General features: G+C 69.1%; 22 protein-coding genes and 1 tRNA gene. 8 read left to right on the top strand and 15 right to left on the bottom strand.

The annotated features are described in order from the left end of the window. Position 1: 1 nt before the first annotated feature. Both ACFVJ3_RS25620 and ACFVJ3_RS25615 read right to left on the bottom strand, forming a co-directional pair. Positions 2–1456, bottom strand: coding sequence for an SDR family NAD(P)-dependent oxidoreductase (locus tag ACFVJ3_RS25620; protein WP_378454720.1), 1455 nt, complete (start codon positions 1454–1456; stop codon positions 2–4). Positions 1457–1528: 72 nt separating this feature from the next. Next, positions 1529–1614 (bottom strand) — tRNA-Leu (locus tag ACFVJ3_RS25615). 111 nt (positions 1615–1725) lie between these two features. Between ACFVJ3_RS25615 and ACFVJ3_RS25610 the strand changes: the two genes are divergently transcribed. Next, positions 1726–3078 (top strand): M20/M25/M40 family metallo-hydrolase, encoded by a 1353-nt coding sequence (locus ACFVJ3_RS25610; RefSeq protein WP_378454719.1) that lies wholly within the window; start codon positions 1726–1728, stop codon positions 3076–3078. 34 nt (positions 3079–3112) lie between these two features. Next, entirely contained in the window at positions 3113–3643 is a 531-nt protein-coding gene (locus ACFVJ3_RS25605; RefSeq protein ID WP_378454718.1) for a YbhB/YbcL family Raf kinase inhibitor-like protein, read from the top strand. Positions 3644–3719: 76 nt separating this feature from the next. Here the strand turns inward: ACFVJ3_RS25605 and ACFVJ3_RS25600 are convergent, their stop codons facing one another. From ACFVJ3_RS25600 to ACFVJ3_RS25590, 3 genes are read right to left on the bottom strand one after another with little or no spacing between them, the layout of a single operon-like run. Beyond that, complete coding sequence (locus ACFVJ3_RS25600; RefSeq protein ID WP_378454717.1) at positions 3720–4790, bottom strand: quinone-dependent dihydroorotate dehydrogenase; 1071 nt, start codon at positions 4788–4790, stop codon at positions 3720–3722. A gap of 10 nt (positions 4791–4800) precedes the next feature. Further along, on the bottom strand, positions 4801–5040 hold the full coding sequence (locus ACFVJ3_RS25595) for a DUF5703 family protein (protein WP_005243088.1): 240 nt from the start codon (positions 5038–5040) through the stop codon (positions 4801–4803). After that, complete coding sequence (locus ACFVJ3_RS25590; RefSeq protein WP_378454716.1) at positions 5041–6051, bottom strand: hypothetical protein; 1011 nt, start codon at positions 6049–6051, stop codon at positions 5041–5043. A gap of 184 nt (positions 6052–6235) precedes the next feature. Here ACFVJ3_RS25590 and ACFVJ3_RS25585 point away from each other — a divergent pair, with 184 nt between their 5' ends. Next, positions 6236–6592, top strand: coding sequence for a hypothetical protein (locus tag ACFVJ3_RS25585; protein WP_378454715.1), 357 nt, complete (start codon positions 6236–6238; stop codon positions 6590–6592). 9 nt (positions 6593–6601) lie between these two features. On the opposite strand, the gene ACFVJ3_RS25580 is transcribed toward ACFVJ3_RS25585, so the two are convergent. The 5 genes from ACFVJ3_RS25580 to ACFVJ3_RS25560 form a co-directional block, all read right to left on the bottom strand. Next, entirely contained in the window at positions 6602–7480 is an 879-nt protein-coding gene (locus ACFVJ3_RS25580; protein ID WP_378454714.1) for a heme ABC transporter ATP-binding protein, read from the bottom strand. Further along, complete coding sequence (locus tag ACFVJ3_RS25575) at positions 7477–8550, bottom strand: FecCD family ABC transporter permease (RefSeq protein ID WP_378454713.1); 1074 nt, start codon at positions 8548–8550, stop codon at positions 7477–7479. The genes ACFVJ3_RS25580 and ACFVJ3_RS25575 overlap by 4 nt, the downstream gene beginning before the upstream one ends. Further along, positions 8547–9587, bottom strand: coding sequence for a hemin ABC transporter substrate-binding protein (locus tag ACFVJ3_RS25570; protein ID WP_378454712.1), 1041 nt, complete (start codon positions 9585–9587; stop codon positions 8547–8549). The genes ACFVJ3_RS25575 and ACFVJ3_RS25570 overlap by 4 nt, the downstream gene beginning before the upstream one ends. Continuing rightward, a complete protein-coding gene (locus tag ACFVJ3_RS25565) occupies positions 9584–10270 on the bottom strand; it encodes a heme oxygenase (biliverdin-producing) (RefSeq protein WP_378454711.1) in 687 nt (228 codons plus the stop codon). Before ACFVJ3_RS25565 ends, ACFVJ3_RS25570 begins: the two co-directional genes overlap by 4 nt. Positions 10271–10368: 98 nt before the next feature. Further along, positions 10369–11298: an aldo/keto reductase gene (locus ACFVJ3_RS25560; protein WP_378454710.1), complete on the bottom strand. Its 930-nt coding sequence runs from the start codon at positions 11296–11298 to the stop codon at positions 10369–10371. Positions 11299–11533: 235 nt separating this feature from the next. On the opposite strand from ACFVJ3_RS25560, the gene ACFVJ3_RS25555 reads away from it, so the two are divergent. The 5 genes from ACFVJ3_RS25555 (at position 11534) to mshC (ending at position 15994) form a co-directional block, all read left to right on the top strand. Beyond that, positions 11534–12379 carry an undecaprenyl-diphosphate phosphatase gene (locus tag ACFVJ3_RS25555; protein ID WP_378454709.1) on the top strand — a complete coding sequence of 282 codons (846 nt, stop codon included), beginning with the start codon at positions 11534–11536 and terminating at the stop codon, positions 12377–12379. 40 nt (positions 12380–12419) lie between these two features. After that, positions 12420–13118 carry a histidine phosphatase family protein gene (locus ACFVJ3_RS25550; RefSeq protein ID WP_378454708.1) on the top strand — a complete coding sequence of 233 codons (699 nt, stop codon included), beginning with the start codon at positions 12420–12422 and terminating at the stop codon, positions 13116–13118. A 152-nt stretch (positions 13119–13270) separates the two neighbouring features. Continuing rightward, the gene (locus tag ACFVJ3_RS25545) at positions 13271–13864 is read left to right on the top strand and encodes a DUF3090 domain-containing protein (protein ID WP_378454707.1); all 594 of its coding nucleotides are present in this window, start codon (positions 13271–13273) and stop codon (positions 13862–13864) included. Between the two features lie 6 nt (positions 13865–13870). Continuing rightward, the gene (locus ACFVJ3_RS25540; protein WP_378454758.1) at positions 13871–14674 is read left to right on the top strand and encodes an SCO1664 family protein; all 804 of its coding nucleotides are present in this window, start codon (positions 13871–13873) and stop codon (positions 14672–14674) included. Between the two features lie 72 nt (positions 14675–14746). Continuing rightward, positions 14747–15994 (top strand): cysteine--1-D-myo-inosityl 2-amino-2-deoxy-alpha-D-glucopyranoside ligase, encoded by a 1248-nt coding sequence (gene mshC, locus ACFVJ3_RS25535; RefSeq protein WP_378454706.1) that lies wholly within the window; start codon positions 14747–14749, stop codon positions 15992–15994. A 39-nt stretch (positions 15995–16033) separates the two neighbouring features. Here mshC and ACFVJ3_RS25530 read toward each other — a convergent pair whose 3' ends face one another. From ACFVJ3_RS25530 to ACFVJ3_RS25510, 5 genes are all read right to left on the bottom strand, one after another. Next, positions 16034–20191 carry a TIGR02680 family protein gene (locus tag ACFVJ3_RS25530; RefSeq protein ID WP_378454705.1) on the bottom strand — a complete coding sequence of 1386 codons (4158 nt, stop codon included), beginning with the start codon at positions 20189–20191 and terminating at the stop codon, positions 16034–16036. Further along, positions 20188–21582 carry a TIGR02678 family protein gene (locus ACFVJ3_RS25525; protein ID WP_378454704.1) on the bottom strand — a complete coding sequence of 465 codons (1395 nt, stop codon included), beginning with the start codon at positions 21580–21582 and terminating at the stop codon, positions 20188–20190. The genes ACFVJ3_RS25530 and ACFVJ3_RS25525 overlap by 4 nt, the downstream gene beginning before the upstream one ends. Beyond that, positions 21579–23030 carry a TIGR02677 family protein gene (locus ACFVJ3_RS25520; protein ID WP_378454757.1) on the bottom strand — a complete coding sequence of 484 codons (1452 nt, stop codon included), beginning with the start codon at positions 23028–23030 and terminating at the stop codon, positions 21579–21581. The genes ACFVJ3_RS25525 and ACFVJ3_RS25520 overlap by 4 nt, the downstream gene beginning before the upstream one ends. Before the next feature lie 301 nt (positions 23031–23331). After that, a complete protein-coding gene (locus ACFVJ3_RS25515; protein ID WP_378454703.1) occupies positions 23332–24486 on the bottom strand; it encodes a hypothetical protein in 1155 nt (384 codons plus the stop codon). Between the two features lie 181 nt (positions 24487–24667). Beyond that, on the bottom strand, positions 24668–25789 hold the full coding sequence (locus ACFVJ3_RS25510; protein WP_378454702.1) for a helix-turn-helix transcriptional regulator: 1122 nt from the start codon (positions 25787–25789) through the stop codon (positions 24668–24670). Positions 25790–25798 lie beyond the last annotated feature (9 nt).

The raw sequence follows: 25798 nt of genomic DNA, 5'->3' as shown, positions 1-25798 counted from the left end.
ATCACCAGGGTGAGGGCTCGTAGTCCTTCAGGAAGCAGCCGTGCAGATCGACGCCCTGCTCGCCCTGGACGATCGGGTCGTAGACACGGGCGGCGCCGTCGACCAGGTCGAGAGGGGCGTGGAAGCCCTCGTCGGCCAGGCGCATCTTGGTGTAGTGCGGCCGCTCGTCGGTGATCCACCCGGTGTCCACCGCGGTCATGAGGATGCCGTCCTCGAGCATCTCCCTGGCGCTGGTGCGGGTGAGCATGTTCAGCGCGGCCTTCGCCATGTTGGTGTGCGGATGCCCCGGACCCTTGTAGGCGCGGCTGAACTGGCCTTCCATCGCAGAGACGTTCACCACGTATTTGCGGCGGGCGCCTGCCGCCGCCATCGCGGGCCGCAATCGGGACACGAGGATGAACGGGGCGACCGAGTTGCACAACTGCACCTCGAGCAGCTCGATCGGGTCGACTTCCTCGACCGTCTGGACCCAGCTGTTCGTGTGCGCGAGGTCGGGCAGGAGTCCGCCGGCGTCGATCGCGAGACCCTGGTCGATGCGATCGGGGGATGCCGACTTCGCGACCAGTGCGAGCGAGCTCACCGCATCGGGGGACAGTGCGGTGCCCGCCATCGCGGACACGTCGGACAGCGAACCGGCGAGTGCCGCCGGGTGGGCGTCACTCGTCTTGCCGAACGTCAGGACGTCCGGCAGGTCGCCGGAGGGAAGGGCGCCGGACTCGGCATCCGCCAGCGCGCTGTAGGCGCCGGGGGAGCGTCGCACCGTCTGCGCGGCGTTGTTGATCAGGATGTCCAGTGGGCCCTGCGCGGCAACGGAGTCGGCCAGCGCGACGACCTGCGCCGGGTCGCGCAGATCGATACCGACGACGCGCAGCCGGTGGATCCACTCGCTGCTGTCCTCCATCGCCTTGAACCGGCGGATGGCGTCGTTGGGGAAACGTGTCGTGATCGTCGTGTGGGCTCCGTCGCGGAGCAATCGCAGGGCGATGTACATGCCGATCTTGGCGCGACCGCCGGTCAGCAGCGCCCGGCGGCCGGTGAGGTCGGCGCGCGCGTCCCGCTTGGCGCGGCTCTTGGCCGCGCAGTCGGGGCACAGCTGGTGGTAGAAGGCGTCGACTCGGGTGTAGCGCTGCTTGCAGATGTAGCAGGGGCGGGGCCGGATCAGGGTGCCCGCGGACGCGCCATCGGCGTTCGACGTGAGCGGGATGCCCGCGGTCTCGTCGTCGATCCGATCGGGGGAACCCGTGGCGGTCGCGGCGACGACCTGACGGTCGGATTCGGAGACGGCGTCGCGGGCCGCGATCCGCCTGCGCTTCTTCAACTTCTTGAAGAGGTGACCGACAGCGCGCTGGACCGTGACGGAATCGGGATCCGCATCGTCGAGTTCCGCGGCCTGATCGAGAACCTTCAGGCAGATCTCGAGATCCGCGGGATCGATCGTCGTCGTTGTTTCGCCCATCGAACTTCGCCCTCTCACGAAGAAGGCCCCGGTTCGATGAACCGGGGCCTTTTCGTCTGTCTCAACTCAGAGTGTCCGAGGGGGGACTTGAACCCCCACGTCCGTTAATAGGACACTAGCACCTCAAGCTAGCGCGTCTGCCATTCCGCCACTCGGACCTGCTTGCCCCCATTTCCTGGGTGCTGCAAAAGATTAACCGATGAACCGCCACGGCCCAAATCGCCCCTCTCACCTGAGCGTTTCCGCTGCTGCGGTGGTAGGAAAGTGGAGTGCCAACTACACAGGAAACCCCAGGCCAGGGTCGCGCCGAAGCCGAAGTCGTGGATCTCGTCAGTTCATTGATCCGCTTCGACACGTCCAACACCGGAGAGCTCACCACGACGAAGGGCGAGCGCGAGTGTGCGGAGTGGGTGGCGGCCCAGCTGCAGGAAGTCGGGTACGAGACCGAGTACGTGGAGTCGGGTGCGCCGGGCCGTGGCAACGTGTTCGCTCGGCTGAAGGGCTCGAACCCCGATCGCGGCGCCCTCATGCTGCACGGCCACCTCGACGTCGTTCCCGCCGAGCCGGCCGATTGGCGCGTCCACCCGTTCTCCGGAGCCGTCGAGGACGGCTACGTATGGGGTCGCGGCGCCGTCGACATGAAGGACATGGTCGGGATAATCCTGGCGGTCGCCCGCCAGTTCAAGGCCGAGGGGATCGTTCCTCCCCGCGACCTCGTGTTCGCCTTCGTCGCCGACGAGGAGGCCGGTGGCAAATACGGCTGCCAATGGCTCGTCGAGAATCGACCCGATCTGTTCGAGGGTGTGACGGAAGCTGTCGGTGAGGTCGGCGGATTCTCCCTGACCGTTCCGCGACCGGACGGCACCGACCGCAGGCTCTATCTCGTGGAGACCGCGGAGAAGGGTCTCGGATGGATGCGGCTGACCGCCAAAGGCCGGGCCGGGCACGGTTCGTTCCTGCACACCGACAACGCCGTCACCATCCTGGCGCAGGCGGTCGCCCGGCTGGGTGCGCACACGTTCCCGTTGGTGATCTCCGATTCGGTGGCCGAATTCCTCGAAGCGGCGGGTGAGGAGACCGGACTCGACTTCGACCCGAAGTCGCCCGACCTCGACGGCACCCTCGCGAAACTCGGCACCATCGCCAACATCATCGGCGCCACCCTCCGGGATACCGCGAACCCGACCATGCTGTCGGCCGGCTACAAGGCCAACGTCATCCCGCAGACCGCGGAGGCTGTCGTCGACTGCCGGATCCTGCCCGGCAGGCAGGCCGATTTCGAGGCGGCGGTCGACGAGCTCATCGGACCGGACGTCCAGCGCGAATGGATCACGAAACTCGACTCCTACGAGACCACGTTCGACGGGCATCTCGTAGACGCCATGAACGACGCGATCCTCGCGCACGATCCCGGTGCCCGGACCGTCCCCTACATGCTGTCCGGCGGAACCGACGCCAAGGCGTTCGCGAAGCTCGGCATCCGGTGCTTCGGGTTCGCTCCGCTGCAGCTGCCCGCCGACCTGGATTTCAGCGCGCTGTTCCACGGTGTCGACGAACGGGTACCCGTCGACGCACTACTGTTCGGTACACGCGTGCTGGAACATTTTCTGCTCCACAGCTGATCCGAGAACCGATACGCGACAAGAGAGGAACCGCATGTCACACGACCCGTACGAGGCACTTCCCGACCTGCCGAGTTTCGAGCTGACCTCCACCGACGTCACCGACGGGCAGCCGCTGAACAAGGAACAGGTCAGCGGAATCTTCGGCGCCGGCGGCTACGACAACTCACCGCAGCTGTCGTGGTCGGGGTTCCCCGCCGAGACCAAGAGCTTCGCGGTGACCGTGTACGACCCCGACGCGCCGACGGCGTCCGGATTCTGGCACTGGGCGGTCGCCAACATTCCGGCCGACACGACCACCTTGGTGAGCGGTGCAGGCGACGACGACGGAACCGGGCTTCCCAGCGGTGCGATCACGCTGAAGAACGACGCCGGACTGAGCCGTTTCCTCGGCGCGGCCCCGCCGGCAGGACACGGGCCGCATCGCTACATCATCGTGGTCCACGCGCTCGACGTGGAGACTCTCGACGGGGTCACGGCCGACTCGACGCCGGCGTTCCTGGGTTTCAACCTGTTCTCGCACGCGATCGCTCGCGCGAAGATCCAGGGGACGTACGAGCAGTAGCTCGATAAGTCCGGAAGACACGGGTGGCCGGCGAATCCTCGGGATTCGCCGGCCACCGGTCTGTGTGCGGTCCGTGTCAGCGCACGGCGCCGGCGCCGACCGCATCGGCGACGGAGGAGTAGCCGGCCTCGCGCACCTTCCGGGCCAGCCCCTTGTGGATGCGGCGAGCCCAGAACGGCCCGCCGTAGATGAATCCGGTGTACCCCTGCACGAGGGACGCCCCGGCCAGGATCCGTTCCCATGCCTGGTCGACCGTCTCGATACCGCCGACGGAGATCAGCACCAGGCGATCGCCCACCCGCGCGTGCAGGCGGCGGAGAACCTCGAGGGATCGTTCGGCGACCGGAGGTCCCGACAACCCGCCGGCTCCGATCGCGGTCACCTCGACGTCCGGGGTGTTCAGCCCGTCTCGGCGGATGGTCGTGTTGGTCGCGACGATGCCGGCCAGGCCGAGTTCGAGCGCCAGATCCGCGACCGCGTCGACGTCGTCGTCGGACAGGTCGGGGGCGATCTTCACCAGAACCGGGACGGTCACGCAGTCGAGAACGGCACGCAGGAGAGGCCGGAGAGATTCGACGGCCTGCAGGTCCCGCAGTCCCGGGGTGTTCGGTGAGCTGACGTTGACGACCATGAAGTCGGCCAGCGGGCCGAGCAGTTGCGCGCTCGCGGTGTAATCGGCAGGGGCGTCCGCGGCGTCGACGATCTTGGTCTTGCCGATGTTCGCGCCGATCGGGACACCGGCCCGGCGCTGACGGAGATGATTGGCGGCATTGCCTGCGCCGTGATTGTTGAAACCCATTCGGTTGATCAGGGCGCGGTCCGCGGGCAGCCGGAACAGGCGGGGAGCCGGGTTGCCGGGCTGCGCCTGGGCGGTGACGGTGCCCACCTCGGCGAACCCGAAGCCGAGGGGACCCCACGTGTCGACGCCGGTCGCATCCTTGTCGAACCCGGCGGCCAGTCCGAGCGGCGCCGGGAAGTCGAGTCCGAACACGGTGTTCTGCAGTACCGGATCGTCCACGACGAGAACCTTGCCGACGAGCTGACGCAGCGGCGAGAACCGCGTGACCAGGCGCATCGCAGCGAAGGCCAGATGATGAATCCGCTCCGGCGGAACGCGGAACATCACCCGTAAGAGCAGGTGGTACAAGGAGGTCTCCCTAGATTGCGGGGTCGGGGACATGGTGAGCGGTTTTCCTTCGTTTGAGCAGCACACGGCGGCTTCCGTCGGAGTACAGGCGGACTCGGGACAGCTCCCAGCCACCGAACTCCGCCTGGATGGCCAACCTCATCGAAGCGCTGATGCGGGTGACGTCGGGTGGCAGCCGGAGCGGCACGTACTCGAAGTCCTCGGATTCGATCTCCCACCCGGAGGGGAGTCGACGTGAATGCGATGCCATCTACGAACTCCTCGTCGGGATCTGCTGCAGGCCGTCTCCCGTCGCGGAACCGATCAGGAGGTCACCGTTCACGGTATCCACAGTGACAGAGTTCGGCTGCCGGACGGTGGGATACCGTGCCGTTTCCACGCCGACACCGCTCGACAGGTCGAATCCGACCACTTCGTTGGTCTCGGTCAGCGTGACCCACGCCCGGTCGGCGGTGTCGTCGTAGGCGACGGCGTACGGCGCGAGCCCGGCGGGGAACCGCTGGCGGAGCATCAGGGTGTCGGTGGTGTAGGCGAGCAGTTCGTCGCCGGTGGTGTCGGTGACGAGGATTCGTCCGTAGTGATCGGTCGTGAGCTGCGTCGCGCCTTCACCGGCGCGCAGCGCGACGCCGAGCGCGGCACCGGGGACGTCGATGGCGGTGACGGACGTCTGACCACGGTCGAGAGCGGTGAGCGAGTCGCCGACGACGGCAAGCCCGTCGACGGACGTGAGGCCGCCGATCACCTGTGACTCGTTCGTCGCGGTGTTCACGATGTGAATCTCGCCATTGCCCAGGCCCATCGCCAGCCGCCCGTCGGGCAGTTGGGCCACCGAACGGACGTCGCCGTCGGCCGGTACGAACGTCACCTCGCCCGTTCGCAGGTCGAGCCGTCCTACCTGCGTGTTCATGGCGAGGAGCGCTACACCACCGGGGGCGAGGGAGACCTGGGCGACGGTGTCGTCCAGCGGAATCACCCGCGGAGCCGCCGTGAAATCCCCGGCCGGGAACAGCAGGATCTGGTTGCCTTCGCCTCCCAGGACCACGGTTGTGCGGGTCTCGGGGTCGAATGTGGTGGACTCGATCGGCAGGCCGACGGGGTGGACGACACCGGCGGGTGAGGTGGTCTGGCCCGGGGACTGCGCGGCACTCGCGGGCGCGATCGTGATCGCCTGATCCTCGTCGGAGTTCGACGAACAGCCCGTGACCAGTAGAAATGCCGCTCCGATACACGAGGCGACGACGCGCGCTCCCGGTCTACCCATGTGCTGCTCCTCGGGGTTCTCTCATCGACCTACACCTGCACAACTACCCACAAGCATCCCTGATCCGCGAAACGCCCACGAAAGCGGTCGGTGCCGAGCGGGTGCCGAGGCGATACCGTGAGAAACATCGACCCCGCGCCCGGCGGTTTCCCGACCGCCGGCCCAGGTCATCGAGGAGAAGACCGTGGAAATTCCCGAAACACCGACGTTCACCGTCGAAGACATCTCGGTCGGACCGCACGCACACGGCTTCGGCCGGACCGCAGAAGGTAACTCCTACGCATTCCGGGTGCGCAAGAGCACGATGCACGTCGAGGTCTACCGCGCCGACGTCGAAACCGAGGTTCCGGCTCCGGAAGACATCGTGGCGTCGGCGCGGCGCTCGGTCCGGGAGATCGACCTGACCGATGAACGCAGCATCGTCGCCGTCGTGAGAGATGCCGTGTCCGATCCCGATTCCCAGGTGGCGGGGCCGCCGGAGGACGGGATCACCGTGCGGGCGGTCCTCAGCCGTCTCGGGGCTGTCATCGACGGACTGTGACCCCGCGGTCTAGCGGTGATCGCGGCGGGGGAGGACGAGGGTCGCACCGGTCACCGGGTGCGCGATGACCTCGACGGGGTGCCCGTACACCCGGGTCAGCAAGTCCTCGGACAGGACGTCGGCGGGAGGGCCGTCGGCGGCGACGCGGCCCTGCTCGAGGACCACGATCCGGTCCGCGTACGCGGCGGCGAGCGCGAGGTCGTGGAGGACGACCACCACCGCGGTGCCCTGCTCCGCGCGGGAGCGGGCGAGACGCATCACGGTCTCCTGGTGGCCGAGGTCGAGGGCGGCGGTGGGCTCGTCGAGCAGGATCGTCTCGGTGCGCTGCGCCAGCACCCGCGCCAGAGCCGCCCGCGCACGTTCGCCACCCGACAGCGCGGTGAACGGCCGGTCGGCGAACGCCACGACGTCGCAGATCCGCATGGCCTCGGCGATCGCGGCGGCGTCGTCGTCGGAGCGGGGCGTGCGTGCCCACGGTGAGCGGCCCATCGTGATCACCTGACGCGCGGTGAACGAGAATCCGACCGTGTTCTGCTGGGGGAGGACCGCCCGGCGCTGGGCCATCTCGAGCGCCGTCCACTCTCCGAGATCCCGGTCGTCGAGGTGCACGGTGCCCGCGTGCACGTACTGATCGCCCGACAGCGCCGCGAGGAGGGTCGACTTGCCTGCCCCGTTGGGGCCGACGAGGACGAGGACCTCGCCGATCCGCACGTCCACGGACACGTCGTCGAGCACCGGCCTGCCCCCGCGGGTGACCGCGATGCCGTCCGCCCGCAGCGTCACGGCCCCCGAGGGGCGCGGAGGGGGCACCGGGTCGGTCCGTCGGAACAGGCTCTGCTCGATGGCCTCGCCGACTCGGGTGCGGAGCGGGTGGAATGACGGACTCATGCCCACCCGCCCTGACTGGCCCGGGTGCGGCGCAGCAACCAGAAGAAGAACGGCCCGCCGACAAGGGCTGTCAGCATGCCGAGCGGGAGGTCCGCGTTCGCCACGAGTGACCGGGCGCCGAGGTCGGCGAGCAGCAGCACGAGCGAGCCGCACAGCGCGCTCGCCGGAATCAGGGCCCGGTGGCCGGGCCCGACGGCGATGCGCATCAGGTGCGGGACGACCAGTCCGACGAACAGGATGATGCCGGTGAAGGCGACGCTGGACGAGACGAGCAGGGCGACGATCAGCACGGCGAGCTGACGCAGCCGCTCGACGTCGAGGCCGAGGTGCCGGGCCGCGCTCTCGCCGAGGGACAGCAGGTCGAGTTTCCCGGCGATCATCATCGTGGCGGCGATCCCGGCGACGGTCATCGGCGCCACCACCGCGACGGCGTTCCAGGTGGCCCCGTTGAGGCTGCCCAGTTGCCAGAAGACGATCTGATCGCGGGCGGCCGGGGATGCGATGAACGTGAAGAAGGCGATGAGGCCGCCGGCGAACGCGTTGACCGCGACACCGGTGAGGACGAGGGTGACGACCTCGGTGCGGCCCTCGTGCCGGGCGAGGACGTAGACGGCGACGGTGGTGATCAGTCCGGCGACGAATGCGGCCGCGGCCACCGTCCACCCGGCCGCGAACGCGCCGCCGACCACGATGGCGGCGCTGGCGCCGACCGCGGCGCCGGCGGACACCCCGATGACACCGGGTTCGGCGAGCGGGTTCGCGAACACACCCTGCAGCAGCGCACCCGCGCATCCGAGCGCCGCCCCGACCAGGATGGCGAGGACCACGCGCGGGAACCGGACCTCCCAGAGCGTCACCTCGCCGCTGGGGTGCGCAGGCATCGGTCCGAGATCCAGTCCGATGCGGTGCAGGATGCTGCCGAGAACCTCTCCGGGTCCGGTCGGCACCTGTCCGATGCAGGCCGAGAAGACGGCGGCGACGGCAAGGGCGATCAGCAGACCGCCGAGGACGGCACCGGTTCGAGTGCGTGAGGAAGGCTTACCCGGAGCGTGGAGGTCCTCGACGGTCATGGATTGTCGGTCGGGTAGACGGCGTCGGCCAACGCGCCGAGAACACGGCCCGTGTTCGGGCCGAAGCTGAGCAGCACCCCGTCCTGCATGTCGACGACGCGCTGGTTCTTGCCCGCCGGAGTCTGCGCCACCCCGGGGACCTTCTCCAGTCCCTCGATGCCGCCGATCGATTCGAGCCCGCCCGTCATCATCAGGAGGACGTCGGGAGCGGCGGCGATGAGGGCCTCACTGGTGATCGGCGCGAACTGCTGCGTGATGCCCGATGCGGTGCCGGCGTCGACGGCGCCGAGCGCGTCGATCAGCGAGTCGGCACCCGAGCCCGGGCCGCCGATCATGGTGATCGCGGTGCCACGCAGATAGAGGAATGCGATCTTCAGGGGATCGTCGCCCTGGGGGGCGCGACTCCGGGCGGCCGCGATCTCGGTCTCGGTGCGGGCCGCGAGTTCGCGGCCCTGCTCGGGCACGCCGAGCGCGTTCGCCACCGCCGTGATCTGAGCGGGCACGCCCTCGAGGGTCCGCGTCGGATCGAAATAGACGACCGGAATACCGGCTGCCCGCAGCTGATCCTGCACGGCCTGCGGTCCGATGCTGGTGTCGGTGAGGATCACCGTCGGCGCCAGGTCGAGGATGGCCTCGGCGTTGAGGGACTGCCCGCCCGGTGTCACCACCGGCACGTCCTGTGCGGCCGGGAACTCGGAGGCGATGTCCCGGCCCACCACGTTGTCGCCGAGTCCGAGCGCGAAGACCGTCTCGGTGAGCGTTCCGTAGCGGTCCGCGGTCACGATCCGGCTCGCGTCCGTGATCGTCACGTCCGTCCCGTCGAAACCGCGGACCGTGACGGGCAGCACCGGCGTGGCGGGGGACGCGAGAGGTTCGGGATCCAGGTCGTCGAGGACCGCCGTGCGCGCACCGCCGGTGCCGCCGGCGCTGTCACCGGCGCCGGAAGTGCACGCCGACACCCCCACCGCGGACACGAGAAGCAGGACGAGGACGGCGAACGGCGACCTGTCCGTGCGGGTCCGGAACACCGATCTCATCGTGCGAGGTACCGGTCGATGTCCGCTTCGAGGGCGGCGAACAGGTCGCCGTTGAGGCGGTAGGCGAGGTTGACCTCGTCGATCACCCGTTGCTGGTCCTCCGGAGACAGGGGCGCGGCGTCGAGTTTCGCGCGGTAGGTGTCCTTGAACACCTTCGGTTTCGGGATCTCGTCGAAGATGTAGAACTGCAGGCCGTCGGTGGTGTACCCGTAGGCGCGCTCGAGCATACGCCGGATGATCTGCCCACCGGACAGGTCTCCCATGTACCGGATGTAGTGGTGCGCAACGAAACCGGCGGGCCACTCGTACGCCACCTCGCGAAGCCGCTCCACGTAGCGGGTGGTGGCGGGCAGCGCGGACACCGTCTCGCGCCACGACGGCCCGCGCAGGAACTCGAGATCCGCTTCCAGCGACGGAACCCGCAGCAGTTCGTCGTGGAGAAACGGCGAGGCGACGGGGTTGCCGGTGTGGGTGCGCCCGGCGTCCTCGAGTTCGCGGTAGACGAGATACGTCTGCGCGAGCAGTTCGGCGTAGCCGTCCGAGGTGAGTTCACCGGCGAGGAGGGCCCCGACGAAACGGGACTGTTCGGTCTCCCGGTGTGCGGCGTTCGTCCCGGCCTTGATGCGCTCGGCGAAGCCGACGGTTCGGCGATCGGCCGCGTCGGCCTCGTTCAGCGTGGTCATGGACTCTCCTGCAGATCTACGGGCGTCGGCCGGTGGGCACCAGGTTAGCCTGCCCTGCACGTGAACTGCAGGTGCACGTCCGTCGGCTGCTGCACACGCTAGGCGCTGACGTCGTCCAGCGCCGCCGCGATCGCGGCAGGCAACTCCAGTTCCTCGGCGACGAGCACACCGGTCAGCTGTGCGATGTCCCTGGCCCCGACGACCGCGCTCGCGACACCCGGACGGTCGCGCGCCCACGCGAGCGCGACGGCCAGCGGGGACGTGCCGAGGCCGTCGGCCGCGGTCACGACCGCGTCGACCACTCGGACGGAGGAGTCGGTGAGGTAACTCTGGACGTCCTGCGCGTGCGCGTCGTCGGCACCACGTGAATCGACGGGGATGCCGTTACGGTATTTGCCGGTCAGGACCCCGCGGGCGAGCGGCACCGCCGCGAACACACCGATGCCGTGATGCGCCGCGGCCGGAACGAGTTCTTCCTCGACGCCGCGGGCGAGCAGCGAGTACTCCACCTGGGTGGCGACGAGCGTGGTGCCCCGCGACGCGCCTGCCGCGGTGGCCAGCTGCCACCCGAGGTAACCCCGAGCCCCGACATACCGGACCCGGCCGGTCGCCACCGCGAAATCGAGTGTGGCGGCGACCTCGTCGACCGGCGTGAACGGATCCCAGGTGGCGACCTGCCACATGTCCAGGTAGTCGGTGCCGAGTTCGCGCAGGGTGGCGTCGAGCTGGGCGACGAGACCCCGTCGCGAGCAGTCGATCCGCGACGGACCCGACGGGTTGATCCCGGAACTCGAGCTCAGGACGAGTTCCGTTCGCGGCACCACGTCGTCGAGCAGTTCCGCCAGGATCCGCTGCGCCACACCGTCGCCGTACGCGGGCGACGTGTCGACGAGCGTTCCGCCCGCATCGACGAACGCCGCGATCTGCGCCGCGGCCTCGTCGCCGTCCGTGTCCCGACCCCAGGTGAGCGTGCCCAGGCCGAGTCGTGACACTCGTAACCCGCTTGCTCCGACCGATCTCTGTTCCATAACCGCCTGCGTCTCGTACCGTAGCTGCAACCCGGGCTTCGCCCCCGAAGATGCTGGTGCCCCCCGGGACCGGCCACCACAGGTGCAGAGTAGTGGGGTATCGCACGGCAGGGGTCCTGCCACGCCGGATTCTGCCGGAGGTCGCCCTCCCCGGTACCGTGGCGCCGGTGAATTACGAACGCGACATGGGAAATTGGCGTCAGAGCGGCACATTCGACCTCGGGACCGGTGAGTGATGGGCGAGGCGATGTCCTGGCTCCAGGCGATTGTCCTCGGTGCGGTCCAGGGATTGACCGAGTTCCTGCCGATCTCCTCGTCCGGCCATCTCCGGATCGTGTCGGAGGTCTTCTTCGGTGACGACGCCGGTGCATCCTTCACCGCCGTCACCCAGCTCGGCACGGAAGCCGCGGTGCTCATCTACTTCGCCCGCGACATCGGGCGGATCATCGCCGCGTGGTTCCGGGGACTGTTCCATCCCGAGCATCGCGGTGACCTCGATTACCGGATGGGCTGGTATGTGATCATCGGCACGATCCCGGTCGGTGTGCTCGGCTTCCTGTTCAAGGACCAGATCCGCACCGGTGCCCGCAACCTGTGGCTGATCGCCACCATGCTGATCGTGTTCGCATTCGTCATCGCGGCGGCCGAGTACTACGGGCGGAAGGTGCGTCCCGTCGAGGACCTGCGCGCCAAGGACGGCATCATCATGGGTTCGGCCCAGGCGCTCGCCCTGATCCCGGGCGTCTCGCGGTCGGGCGGCACGATCAGCGCCGGCCTCTTCCTCGGACTCACCCGCGAAGCCGCGGCGCGTTACTCCTTCCTGCTCGCCATCCCCGCGGTCGTCGCGTCCGGGCTGTTCAGCCTGCCGGACGCGTTCGAACCGGCCGGTGAGGGTCTCAACGCGAGCGGCCCGCAACTCCTCGTCGCGACCGTGATCGCGTTCGCCATCGGCTACGCGTCGATCGCATGGCTGCTGCGTTTCGTCGTCGACCACTCGATGTACTGGTTCGTCGGCTACCGCATCATCCTCGGCGTGGTCGTCCTGTCGCTTCTCGCGACCGGCGTCGTGTCGGCCACCTGAGATCGGGCGGCCGGGGAGTGCACGACACTAGGCTGGGCCAATGACAGTTGTGCTGCTGCGCCACGGGCGGTCGACCTCGAACACTGCACACACGCTTGCCGGCCGGTCACCGGGAGTCGAACTCGACGACCGCGGCCGCGAGCAGGCGCAGGCCATCGTGTCCCGGCTCGCGGACGTGGTGATCGAGGAGATCGTGCATTCGCCGCTCGTGCGGTGCGAGCAGACCGTGGAACCGCTCGCCCGCGCACGGGGCCTGACCCCGGTGGTGGAACATCGGCTGGTCGAGGTCGACTACGGCGAGTGGACGGGTCGTGAGCTGAAGGTCCTGCTCGAGGAACCGCTGTGGAAGGTCGTGCAGCAGCACGCGTCCGCCGCGGTGTTCCCGGGAGGGGAAGGTCTGGCGCAGGTCCAGGCCCGAGCCGTCGCCGCGGTCCGGGAGCACGACGCGCGACTCGCGGAACTGCACGGCCGGGACGTCGTGTGGGTGGCGTGCTCGCACGGTGACGTCATCAAGTCGGTCCTCGCGGACGCCCTCGGCGCGCACCTCGACGGATTCCAGAGAATCGTCGCGGAGCCGGCCTCGATCAGTGTCGTCCGGTACACCTCCACCCGTCCGTACGTGCTGAAGATGAACGACACCGGAGCCGACCTATCGGGAGTGAACACGCCACCGGTGTCCGGTGACGGCGCCCGGGCCGAAGTATCCGGATCGGTGCCCGGCGGGGAGGTCCGCCTGTGACGATTAGGCGGACCCCGCCGGTGTCGATTAGGCGGACCCCGCCGGTGACGATTGACGGATAATGAACGCAACATGCTGCGAGGAACAGTCCGAGACGGAACAACGAGTGGGCAGCGCCGCAGTAGGGCCCGGCTCCAGCTGAAGGAGGTGCAATGTCACGCGCAATTCACGTATTCCGCACTCCTGACCGATTCATTGCCGGGACGGTGGGTGAGCCCGGCGACAGGTCGTTCTATCTCCAGGCAGTACACGAGGCGCGAGTGATCAGCGTCCTGCTGGAGAAACAGCAGGTTCAGGTTCTGGCCGACCGGATGGGACTCCTCCTCGAGGAAGTGCACCGCCGGTTCGGGACGGAGGTTCCCCCGGAGGGGGCCGAACTCGGCGACGCGAGCCCCCTCGTCACCCCGATCGACGCCGAGTTCCGGGTCGGCACGATGGGCCTGGGCTGGGACGCGGACGCCGGAGCCGTCGTGGTGGAACTGCTCGCCGTCAGCGAGACGGAGTTCGACGAGTCCGTCGTTCTCGACGACTCCGAGGACGGACCGGACGCCGTGCGCGTCTTCCTCACCCCGTTGCAGGCGCGGGACTTCTCGTTGCGGTCCGAACGGGTCATCGCCGCCGGTCGCGCGCCGTGCCCGCTGTGCGGTGAGCCGCTGGCCCCGGAGGGACACATCTGCATCCGGACCAACGGGTACCGCCGCGGCCAGAGCTTCGGCCTCACCCCGGAGATGGACGAGGAGGACTGACGGTTGTTGCCTGCCGAGGAGTCCGATCCTCTGGAGTCCGGCGAGCTGACCCTCATCGGCCAGATCACCCACGCCAGTAACGCCACCTTGGTGTGCGACGCGGTCGACGGTGAGAACACCGTCCGCTGCGTGTACAAGCCGGTCCGCGGGGAGCGTCCGTTGTGGGACTTCCCGGACGGCACACTCGCCGGGCGTGAATACGCGTCGTATCTCGTGTCCGAGCAGCTCGGGTGGGGTGTGATTCCCCGCACTCTCCTGCGGGACGGTCCGTTCGGCCCGGGGATGGTGCAGCGGTGGGTCGACACCCCCGACCGGCACGCCGACGACACCGGCGGTCTCGACCTGGTCGACCTCTGCGCCCCCGACGCCGTCCCCGAGGGGTGGTTCGAGATTTTGCGCGCCACCGACATGGACGGCGAACCGGTCGCGCTCATCCATGCAGACGACCCGCGGCTGCAGCGGATGGCGGTCCTCGACGTGCTGATCAACAACGCCGACCGCAAGGGTGGCCACGCGCTCGAGGGGCTCGACGGTTCCGTCTACGGCGTCGACCACGGCATTTGCCTGCACACGGAGAACAAGCTGCGGACCGTGTTGTGGGGGTGGGCCGGTACGGAGGTGCCGGGCGCCCTCGTCGTCGACATCGCCGAACTGATCTCCTCGCTCGAGGGTGACTTCGGTGCGCGGCTCGGTGAGCACATCACGTCCGGCGAGGTCGCCGCGCTGTACGAGCGTGCCGTGGATCTCCTCGCGGCGCCCGTGATGCCCCGGCCGAACGGTCACCGGCCCATCCCGTGGCCCGCGTTCTGACGGACCCGTTCGGGGCCCTGTGGGCGGCGGCTCCCTCCGAGGCGGAAACACGGGTCCACTAGGCTCGCTGTCATGCAGTCTTGGTCCGAAACCGCTGTCCCGTCCGTTCCAGGCCAGGGGCCTCCGCTGCGGTTGTTCGACACCGCTGACCGGCAGGTTCGCCCCGTCACTCCCGGGCGCACGGCCACGATGTACGTGTGCGGTATCACCCCCTATGACGCCACCCACCTCGGTCACGCGGCCACATACCTGACGTTCGATCTGGTGAACCGGATCTGGCGTGACGCCGGGCACGACGTGCACTACGTCCAGAACGTCACCGACGTCGACGACCCGCTGTTCGAGCGCGCCAACCGCGACGGTGAGGACTGGGTCGTCCTCGGCATGCGCGAGACGGCGCTGTTCCGCGAAGACATGGAAGCCCTCCGGGTGCTGCCCCCGCGCGACTACATCGGCGCGGTGGAGTCGATCGGCGAGGTGATCGAGATGGTCGAGAAGTTCGTCGCGTCCGGCGCCGCATACGTCGTCGACGACCCCGAATTCCCCGACGTGTACTTCCGTGCCAAAGCGACGGAGCAGTTCGGGTACGAGTCCGGCTACGACCGCGAGACCATGGACAAGTTCTTCGCCGAGCGCGGCGGCGACCCCGACCGCCCCGGCAAGGAGGATCCCCTCGACGCCCTGGTGTGGCGTGCGGTCCGGCCGGGCGAGCCGTCCTGGCCGTCGCCGTTCGGCCCCGGGCGCCCCGGCTGGCACATCGAGTGTTCGGCCATCGCCCTCAACCGCATCGGATCGGGTTTCGACGTGCAGGGCGGCGGCAGCGACCTGATCTTCCCGCACCACGAGTACTCCGCAGCGCACGCCGAGTCGGCCACGGGCGACCGTCGCTTCGCCCGCCACTACGTGCACACCGGCATGATCGGTCTCGACGGCGAGAAGATGTCGAAGAGCCGCGGCAACCTCGTGTTCGTGTCGAAGCTGCGCGGCGAGGGTGTCGACCCGGCCGCCATCCGCCTCGGACTGCTGTCCGGGCACTATCGGCAGGACCGCCCGTGGACCGAGCAGGTTCTCGCCGACGCCCACACCCGGCTGAAGCTGTGGAAGGACGCCGCCGCACTCGAATCGGCACAGTCGGCCACCGACACGATCGCCCGGCTGCGCCAGCATCTCGCGGACGATCTCGACGCCCCGAAGGCACTCGACGCCCTCGACGGCTGGGCCCGTCGCGCCCTCGACAACGGTGGCTCGGACACGACCGCGCCGGGCGAATTCGCCGCCGCCGTGGACGCCCTCCTCGGTGTGCGCCTTCGGCGCCCGTGAGTACTTGTTAACCGCGGGCGGTTAACAAGTACTCACGGGTCAGGCGAACTCGAAGGCACCCTCCGCGGGCGTCGGGACGCGCCGGCGCAGGGGCGAACCGAGCGCCTGCGCCAGGTCGGTGCCGTCATGTTCGGCGAGCAGTTCGCCATCCGACCACACGAGGAGCGTGGCGCTGACGCTCTGCTCGGCTGTCGAGTGCGCCAGATCGTAGTGCGCACAGCCCGGCACGCCGCCGTACGTGATCCACAGGTCGAACCCGGTCATGAACAGGTCGAGGTCGAATTGCACGCTGAGGCCGAGCAGTTCGGCCCGGCCGTTGTCGTCGACGCCGGCGAACGCCTCGTCCAGCGCCAGCAGTCGCGGCGCATGGGGGTCGGCCGAATCGAGCATGACGTGCGCTGCGGCGAACAACGGCAGGTGCAGCGAGACGGACTGCTCACCCCCGGAGAGTGCGCTGTGCCGGGCGACTGTCAGCCGGTCCTCGTTGCCGTTGCCGCTGATCAGGGTGAACGAGAACACCCGCCACCGCCGGTAGTCGAGGGCGGACGCCAGGATCTCCGGGTACGAACGCTCCGGGTGGGCGGCGCGGGCGGTCCTGATCTGGTGGGCGAAGTGGGCGCGCATCGTGGCGAGCTCGTCCGGGCCCAGCGCCGAGGTGTCGCGCTCGAGCAGTTTGGAGATCGCCTTCGCGCTGTCGTCGAGGTTGTCAGCGAGCACCCAGTGGACGCCGATGGTGTTGCCGGACGACATCCGCCGCTCCCGCATCTCGGTGCCCATCCGGGCGATGAGTTCGCGGGCGTCGACGGTCCGTTCGTGGATCTGCTGTGCGAGACCCGTGAGCAGCGCGTCCTCCAGGATGCGACGCTCGGATTCGGTGAGCAGCAATTCCTGATCGGAGCGAGCGGACGCGATGCGGGCGGCGAACTCGCCGATCGACGAGTAGCCCTCGTCGTCCTGCACCTGCACCACGGTCACGCCGTCGGGGGCGTCCCACTGCAGGCGGTAGTCCTGGCCGGCGGCCGCCAGCTGTGCGTCGAAGTCCTGCAGCGCGGTGGTGAGCGCGGTGCGCGTCGCCTTGCGGGCCGAGTCGCTCACCCGCACCGATTCGGTGGCGCCGTCCAGCGCGCGGAACAGTGCGTCCACTTCGGGCGGCAGGATCGGCGTGTCGTCTTCGGCGTTCTGGATGCGATACACCAGCTGTTCGGCACTCATCCACGCCGCCGAGCTCGCCGGCCAGGTGTGGCCGCCGTCCACGCCGAGGAGTTCGAGCAGGTCCCGCCGGGCATACGGCGCGAGGCGGGCGGCGTCGGCGCGCGTTTCCGTCAGCGCCAGCCGGAGCGTCTGAACGGCGGTGTTGTACGCGCCCTCGGCCTTGCCGATGGCCTCACCCGCGTCCTTGTCCGTCTTGCGGGCGTCGCGCTGCTCCTTCTTGCACGCTTCGATCCGAGCGTGCGCCTCCTCGAGCTGCCGGTCCAACTGCTCGGCCCCCGCACCCAGCGTGTCGCGCAGTGTCTCGAGACGTTGGATCTGTTGCGCGAGAACCTCTTCGGCGATGGCACCTTCTTCCGTGAACTCCTCCGCGTTGCCGCGCGCCTCGTGCAGTCGGTCCTCGGACTCGCGAGTGTGCTCCACCTCTTTGGCGTGTTCGCGCCTGCACCGTTGCACCATCTCGCCCTGTTTCTCGAAATGCCGGACGGCCGCGGCGAGCGAGTCGATCTCGCGGGCGACGTGGGGAGTCCGATGCGTGGACGCGGTGGCCCGGAGCTGTTTCTCCTTCGCGGACAGGTCGGCGATGGCCTGGTCGAGTTCGCGACCGACTGCTGTCGCCGTGTCGGAGCGGCTGCGGAGCGCGCCGGCGGATTCGGTGACCTTCTTCAGCGCCGTGAGGATCGATCCGGTGCGGGGCAGGGCCTGCGCCGCCGCGGTCGTCCGCGTCAGCAGCGCCTCCGCCGCATCCGCGGACGCCCGGGTTTTGTCGAGGGTCGCCCGGGTTTCCTCGAGAGTGCTGTCGAGTTCGGTGATCCGGGCGGCGCGCCTGCGGGCCCGTGCGGTGGTTCCGATGTACTCCGCGTCCGATTTCGTGCGGCGTCCCCGCTGGATTCCCTGCCGGTACGCACCGTCTTCGGCGACACCCACCGGACCTTCGGACAGGTCGAGGGATTCGAGGGCGATGGATTCGAGGATCCCGCGCACGCGATCGTCGGGAACACCCGTGTCCTGCTCGACCTCGAGAATGTCCGCGACGGACTTGCCGGTGGGCCGATCCTCGGCCGGAAGGGCCACGAGGAACTGTTCGGATTGGACGTCGGGGAGCGCGTCGTCGACGGTCACCCAGCCGTCGAGGAGATTCGCGGCCTCCAGTGCGGCCTCGATTCCCGCCGCCGCGGTGGCGTCGACACTGTCGGCGAAGCGGACGAGCCGCCACAGCGGTGCACCGGTCAGCCGGGAACGGGCATCCTGCCGGGCGGCCGAGAGCGGCGGGGCGTCGTCGTGCTCGGATTCGATGGCCGCGCGGGCCGATTCGTGTTCGGCGATCGCCTCCTCGGCGGCGGCGACGTCGCGGTCGTACTGCTGACGACGCAGCCGGAGCGCGTCGACGGCGTCCGTGGTCTGTTCGGTCAACGTCTCCGACAGGGTGGCGGCGTCGTCGTCGCCGATCCGGCCGAGGGCGGTGTCCAGGGCGTCGAACAGTGAAGCGGGCGCGTCGATCTCGGCGTAGAGGGGCGATTGTTCCGTCCACCAGGATCGGAGTTCGGTGGCGCAGCGGCTGCGGGCCGATTCGACCGCGGTCTCGGCTTCGAGAACGGCCACCTTCGCGGTGTCGAGTTGCTCCTGGCCGCGGCGTGCCGCCTCGTCGGCGCGGGTCCGTTCGGTGACCGCCTTCTCGACGGTGGCGAGTGCGGCGCGGACCGCGCGGATGTCACCGTCGCGCTCCTCGGCGTGTCCGCGCAGCGCAGCGGTCAGCTGGTCGGTGCGCGCATTCTCGGGGAGTGCGGTCCAGGTGATTCCCGCGTCCTCGGCGGCGAGGTGAAGTTCGTCTTCGGCGTGGGTGAGTGCCTCGACGGCGCGGGCAACGGCGTCGCCGGCCTTGTCGTGTTCCTCGGCTCGCTGTTCGAGGGTCGCCTTGGCCTTGCGTGCCTTCTCGGCTTGCAGTTCGGTCGATTTCTCGAGCGTCGAGACGGCTTGCGCGAGGTCGTCGAGTTGCGTCCGTCCCTCGTATGCCGTCGACCGCTTCAGCGCGTCCAGGGTGGCGTTGGCCTGGTCGAGTGCGCGTTCGGCGGCGGTGAAGCGTTCCTCGGCGGCCGCTCGGCTCTCCTGGCTGCGCGCCCGGTCGCCGGCCGCGGCGTGGAGAGTGGCGATGCCGGATCGGACGGCCTCGAGCCGGGTCGCGAGGTGATCGACGTCCGTACGCGCCTGCTGGCGAAGGTATTTCGCGTACACGCCGACGAAGCTCTGCGCTGCCTGGTCCGCCGCGGCCAGCCCCTCGAGCGCCCGGCCGACTTCCTCCATGTCGCTGAACGAGCGGGCGGCCTCGAGGACCAGTTGCTCGTCGAGCGGTCGCAGACCGTCGGTGAGTGCCTGCGACAGTCCCTTGGGGTCGAGGTTCTTCGCGAGCTGGGGCCGCCGGAGCGTGAGGATGAGGTTGATCAGCTGGTCGTAGCGCTGGACGCCGAGCCCGAACATCCGGGCGTCGATGGCGGCGCGGTAGTCGAGCGGCCTGTCGGTGATGGAGTCGGTGCCGATCTGTTCGCCCAGTTGCTTCTTCGTGAGCGGACGGTCGTCGCTGCCGAGCAGGGAGAAGTCGACGCCGACGCGACCGTCGGCCACGAAGTACCAGCGTGTGACCTTGTCGTTGGTGCGGGAGGCGCGCATGCCGATGCCCACGGTGACGGCCTCGGGGTCGTCCTTCGCGCCGCGGCAGAACTCCATCCAGACGTACGAGTACGCGCTCTCCTGCCCGCGGTACAGGAGGTTCGACTTCATGGTGCGTTCCTCGCCGGCGAACGGATTGAGCCGCCGGGGTTCGATCCTGCCGTCGAAGACGAACGGGAACAGCACTTCGAGGGCCTTGGTCTTACCGGAACCGTTGGGACCGCGGAGAACGAGGCGACCGTCGGCGAAGGAGAACTCCTGATCGCGGTAGTCCCAGAGGTTGATGATCCCGGCGCGGGTGGGCCGGAAACGCGCACTCGTCATGCTGTGATTTCCTCGCTGTCGTTCGCTGAGCTCTGGAACAGGTCGATCTCGGGTGTGCGGTCGCGGATCGTGACCACTACACCCCGATAGCGGGCGAGCGCCGGGAGTGCGAGCACGCCGCCCGGTACTGCCGCGGTGAGGCGTAGCCGCTCGAGTAGCGTCAGCGCCGCGCGTCCCAGACCGTCCGGGTCGGCCTGCCACCCGGCGGCGAACGTGCGCCCGAATCGTTCGGTCAGTGTCCGGACGGTGCCGGCGATCCACTCGTCCTCGACGACCGGGAACAGCCGGTCCGCGGGGGCGGGGTCCGCGGGTTCGAATCCGTCGTGGCCGGCGAGGCTGTCGAAGATCCCGGACTGCGGAATGGCGCTGTCGACCTGTTCGATCAGGTCGTCGAACCGGCCACGCGGCAGCGGCATCCGGGCCGTCTCCGGGGCATCCGGATCCAGTACGCGATCGGCGATCTCCCCGGCGAGCAGGAGCGCGACCTGCGCGACCGTTCCCGTCCCGGGGAACCGGATGTCGGAGAGACGTCCGGAGGAGTCGATCATCGCGACGCCCTCCTCACGCCGCTCCGCGACCAGTCCGGTGAGCAACTCGACATCGGTTGCGGTGCGGGGGAGTGCGAGTTGCACGAGCTCGTCATCGTCCAGGTCGGCGGCGTAGACGACGGGCCGTTCGACGAGAGCGCGGCGGACCCGTCGCGCCGTCTCCTTCACGTCGATTGGCCGGGCCGTCCCGAACTCCGAGGTGTAGTCCTCGGTCACCGAGTCCGTGCCGGCGAGCAGTCCGCGGATGGACCGGAGGTGCTGCAGTGCGCGCGGCGGCCGGAAGAGGGCGATGACGACGGACCTGTCGATGTCGTAGAGCGCCTCTCCCGCATCGGGATTGGCGGCCCAGCCTCCTGCGTCACCGTCCGCGAGGGCGATCGCGCCGCGGGCGGCGAGCCAGCCGACGGCGTCGACGAACGCATCCCGGTCGGACGCGCGTTCCGTGGACAGGTCCACACCGTCGACCTGTGCGGCGTCGGCGGCCACGTGATCGGCGAGCTCGGAAAGGGTGATCTGGTTTCCGGCGCGGCCGAGCGCTGCCAGCGCCAACGCGAGGTAGGCGTAGCGGTACCGGTCGAACGTGCGGTCGGTGGCCGTCTTGGCCGGCGTGCCGGCGTCGAGTCGGTCGCTCACCGTGAACAGCCGGGCGGTCGTCTCCGTGACTTCGAGTCGGTACCCGAAGAGCGTCATCAGGTCGTCGCGTAGTTCGGTTGCCCACCGGCGGAGCAGGGGGAGTGCGATGCGATCCGGATAGGTCTGTGTCACCAGGTGATTCGACAGGATGACGCGGGCGGCTCGCTGATACGAATCGAGAGCGAGCGGCGAGATCTCCCGCGCCTTCACCGAACGCTCACCTGCAGTCCGTCGAGGTGCAGACGTCCTCGGGCGGTGCGCACCACCGTCGATTCACTGTGCGGGCTGAGGGTCAGCTTCACGCCGTTCTCCGATCCTGTGCTGCTCTTCACGCGGCCGCTGACCGGTACCCGCGCCGTCAGTGCCGCGTTGAGCAGACTCAGCAGCACGTCGGTTTCGGCCTCGTCGAGGACCCGCTCGTAGACCCCGCCCCGGGCCAGCGACTGGGCGGCGGCGGCGCGAAGTCGTTGTGCGGTCAGTTGTTCCTCCCGCAGGCGGCGCACGCTGCCCTCGTTGCGCTGCACCCGCGCCGGCAGACCGGGGGACGGGGGACGTCCGGTCTCGGCCAGCGTGCGGGAGATCTCCACGGGCTGGGCCTCCCACCACGACCGCGTGTCGGGAATTATGTCGGCGTCCGGATGCACCATCGACAGGTGGCGCGGACGACCGAGGTCGAACACGGCTTGGAACAGCGCATGTGCGGCGTCCTCCGTCGGAGTTGCGGCGAACCAGCCTGCGAGGTGGCGCAATTGGCTCTCCCTGCTGACGCCACCCTTGCGGGTTTCGGTGACGCGGCGCAGCAGCGACAGGACGGCGGCGATGGCGCTCATCGTGCCCTCGCGCAGGCGTTCCGACTCGCTGAGACCGGCCTCGCTCCCGACGAACCAATGCGTCAATCCCGCCCACCGTGCGCGCCAATCGGCTTCGCGCTCTTCGACGCCGAGGAACACCCGCTCGTCGCTGGTGGCGGCCCGCGCCACCATCGTCTCGACGCCGGTGTCCTCCACGAGCGCGATCGCCGCCGCGAGTTTCGGCGCGTAGCGCGAGAGGTCGGAGCTGAACTCGCGCATGTGTGTGAGGAGAGCGTCCTTGTGGGACATGAACGTCTCCGGCGTGATCTCCGTGGTGCGGACGAGATCGCCCAGGGTCAGATAGAACTGGGCGGCGCGGCCGGCCATGTCCGACAGCGTCGCATCGAGACGATTGAGTTTCCGGTACACCAGGTCGTCGTCGGCCGCGCGGTTGGCCGCGGCGAGGTCGTTCATGTCGGCGAGGAGGTCGGGCAGCGCCAGCCGGGACAGCGACGCGTCGTCGAGCCGGGCCGCGAGTGCGTCCTCGACGGCTCGGAACACCTGGTAGCCGGCCTGGCTGAATTGGTAGACGAAGTGCCGGTTCCGGTATTCGGCCAGCGTCGCGGCGCGTGTTCCGTCGTAGCTGCGTTCGAGCACTTCCCAGACGTGCAGTTGTTCGAGCAGGGGAGTGATGTCTCCGGCGCCGAGTTGTCCGGCCGGATCGTCTCCGGCGAGGCCGTCCAGAATGCGGGCGACGTCGCCGGCGTGGAGCAGGACGACGTAGTTGGCGCGGGCGTGGTCGAAGGCCCGCAGCACCCACAGGTACTCCGCGCGCTTCTCCGCCGTGGTGAAGGCGAACAGTTTCAACCGGTCGTCCCGGAGTGGGGGAGCGACCGCCGGGCGCGCTGCACGCAGCCCCGACGGGGACCGGCCTGGATCGCTGCCTGATTCACTCACCGTGACAGGTTATGCGGTCGTGCAGCCGTCGAGCGAACGCCGTGCCGACCTGCGCCATCAACGTCGATTATGAATCGGGCCCTGACGGAACACCGTAATTGTCCGAATCGGGGGAGCGGGCTCACCTCGAACCACCCTGCGACACCGATGTTTCACAGTCCCGATTCGCCCGCCTCACCCCACCGCTGCACCGATGAAGGGAGGCAGGCATTCAGAGGACGAACAGCACGAAGACGATCGCCACCAGCACGAGAGCCAGCCCGACGGCCGCGGCGACGAGCCAGGACGCCCGGGATGTCGAGTCGGCGGTGGATTCGTCCCCGGTCTGCGCGACTGCGCGAGGTTCCGGCGGCGTCGCGACGGCTGTTCCGCCCAGCCGCGCGGGGGAGGCACCCACCGCCGCGGCCGACGCGGGGTTGCGCGTGCGCGTGGCCGGCCGGCTCGGGGTTGTCGAGGGCACCGGCTCGCCGACGACGGCGTCGATCACTTCGGTGACGTCGTACGACGGCGGTAGGCCGATCGGGGTGACCCTGTGGGTGGTCGGGTTGAATCCGGCGGCGCGGATGGCGGCACCGAGCGCTGCGGTCTGCTCGGGACCCGGGCCGACGACACATCGCACACCGAACTTCTCACCGATCGTGGTCGCGAATCCGTGGATGGCCGCGGAGTCCCTCGCGATCAGGCCGTCGCCCGTGACGACCACGGCATCGAGATTGCTGGGCAGCCAGCCGAACGCACCGAGCGCGGTGGCGATCTGAGCGGTGGGGGAGCCCCCCGCGGAGAAGCGGAACGCCTTGCCTGCCTCGACACCCGAGCGAATCAGCGCGACGGTCGCGCCGGTGTCGTCGACGTGATAGATGCCGACCAACTGCCCCGGACGCTCCGCGATCTCGGATTCGAACCAGGCTGCGGCGGCTTCGGCGTCCGAGACGAGGGACAGGTAGGACATGTCGGCGTAGTCCAGGGCGTCACGCAGCGCCGCGACGGCGGCCGAATCCCAGCGGGTGGGGTAGGCGGCCATGATGTCGGGGGCGCCGCCCGTCCGGCCGCCGTGGTCGGGGAGAGGTTCGCACTCCCGGAGCAGGCATCGCATCGCGCCCGCGACCAGGTCTTCGGCGCGGTAACGCGATCCGTCGCCTACCGCGACACCGGCCGGATCGCCGACGCGGGGAAGGAACCCCGACACGGTGTGGGTGTCGCCGATCGTGTGCGGCGCCGATCCGCCGAGAATTGCCGTGCCGTCCGGGCACATGTGCAGGACGGTGTCCCGGACGATGACCACCGGATCCGGGGATCCTGGATCGTTCGACGCCACCACCGCGGTGGACACGACACTGCCGATCCTGAGCCCGACTCCCATGGACATGCAAGTACCCCTATTCGTTTTGCGAACGGATTGCGACTTCCGTCAGGCCTGTTCCGACTCCTCGGTGAGGCCGCAAGATGTACATCCTGCTACCCGAGTGCCGTTGTGCGCGCCATCACGCGCGGCGTGGCGTGGTCGTGTTGCGCACATTCGGGCATTTCCGCCCGCGGCGAGCGGTCGGTCAGGTAACCGTCGGTGCGCCGAGGGCTGTTCTCCACTCGGGCACGTTCGCGGTCATCCAGTCGAGGAGGTGCTCTGCCTCCTGCGGATGACGACCGGTGCCGGCGAGAAGGTCCGCGAAGGCCTGCGCGGGGGCGACCAGGCGGACGTTGTCGCGGAAGAGGGTGCGCTCGAAGACCGCAGCCGATCGGGGCGTGGCGACGAGGACGTTGGCGCCCTGATCGACTGGGCGTAGCTCGAGTGCGCCGGCCAGCGCCTCGCCGTGGTCGGCGTAGATCTGGACCTGATGCGCCGGCGCGTATTCGGCGAACGCCGCTGCGGCAACCGACCCGGTCACCGCATAGAGGTGACCGGAGACCTTCCCGAGTTTCGCGACGAACGACTGCACACCCTCGTGTGCGAAATAGCCGACGGTGGGGCAGTCCTTGAAACTGAAGTCGCTGCTCCAGGCGCGCAGCATCTGCTGCCATCGGACGCTGGTGATGGGACCGCGGGGGAGTCGTTCGAGCAGATCGCGTTCCTCCAGGGTTTCGACCACCCGATAGGTCGCGCCGGTGGACGCGCCGGACAGCCGGACGAGTTCGGGGACCGTCAGCTGGCCCGAATGATCGGCGAGGGCACGCACGACCCGGGCGGCGGGATCGCCGGTCAGCTGGGCGGCCGGACGGCCGGGGCCCCGCCACGGGTCGGCATCCGCGCCTCGGTCGCGCACCCAGATCGCAGGTCGGTCCGCGGCGAGGGAGGTGTTGCCCGTCGCATCGGCGTAGGAGAAACCCCTGGCGTCGAGTTGACGACGAACCGGCTCGGAAAGGTAACGGGCGCAGACGAATCCGTGATCTGATCCGGACAGTCCGTCGGCGAACCGGGCGGCGTCGCCCGCGAGCACCCCTCGGGCGGGGATGACGGAGAAGGACGCCACCTCGCCGTTGGGTGCGCCGACCAGCAATCGTTCCGGTGCGTCGGCGAGGGAGCGGGACTTTCCGGACGTCAAAGTCCAGCCGTGGGGGAGTGCGGCCTGGAGAGTGGCGATCGCCCGGCGGTAGAGATCGATGTCGCGTTCCGGCTTGGGAAACGGCACCTTCGGCTCGCTACCTGCGAATTCGGCGTTCTCCTGATTCGGCACTTCACCAGT

This window comes from Rhodococcus sp. NPDC127593 (assembly GCF_042671975.1).
GTDB lineage: Bacteria > Actinomycetota > Actinomycetes > Mycobacteriales > Mycobacteriaceae > Rhodococcus_F.
Note: the sequence above shows the minus strand (reverse complement) of the source record. Positions and strands in the feature narration are given on the sequence as shown.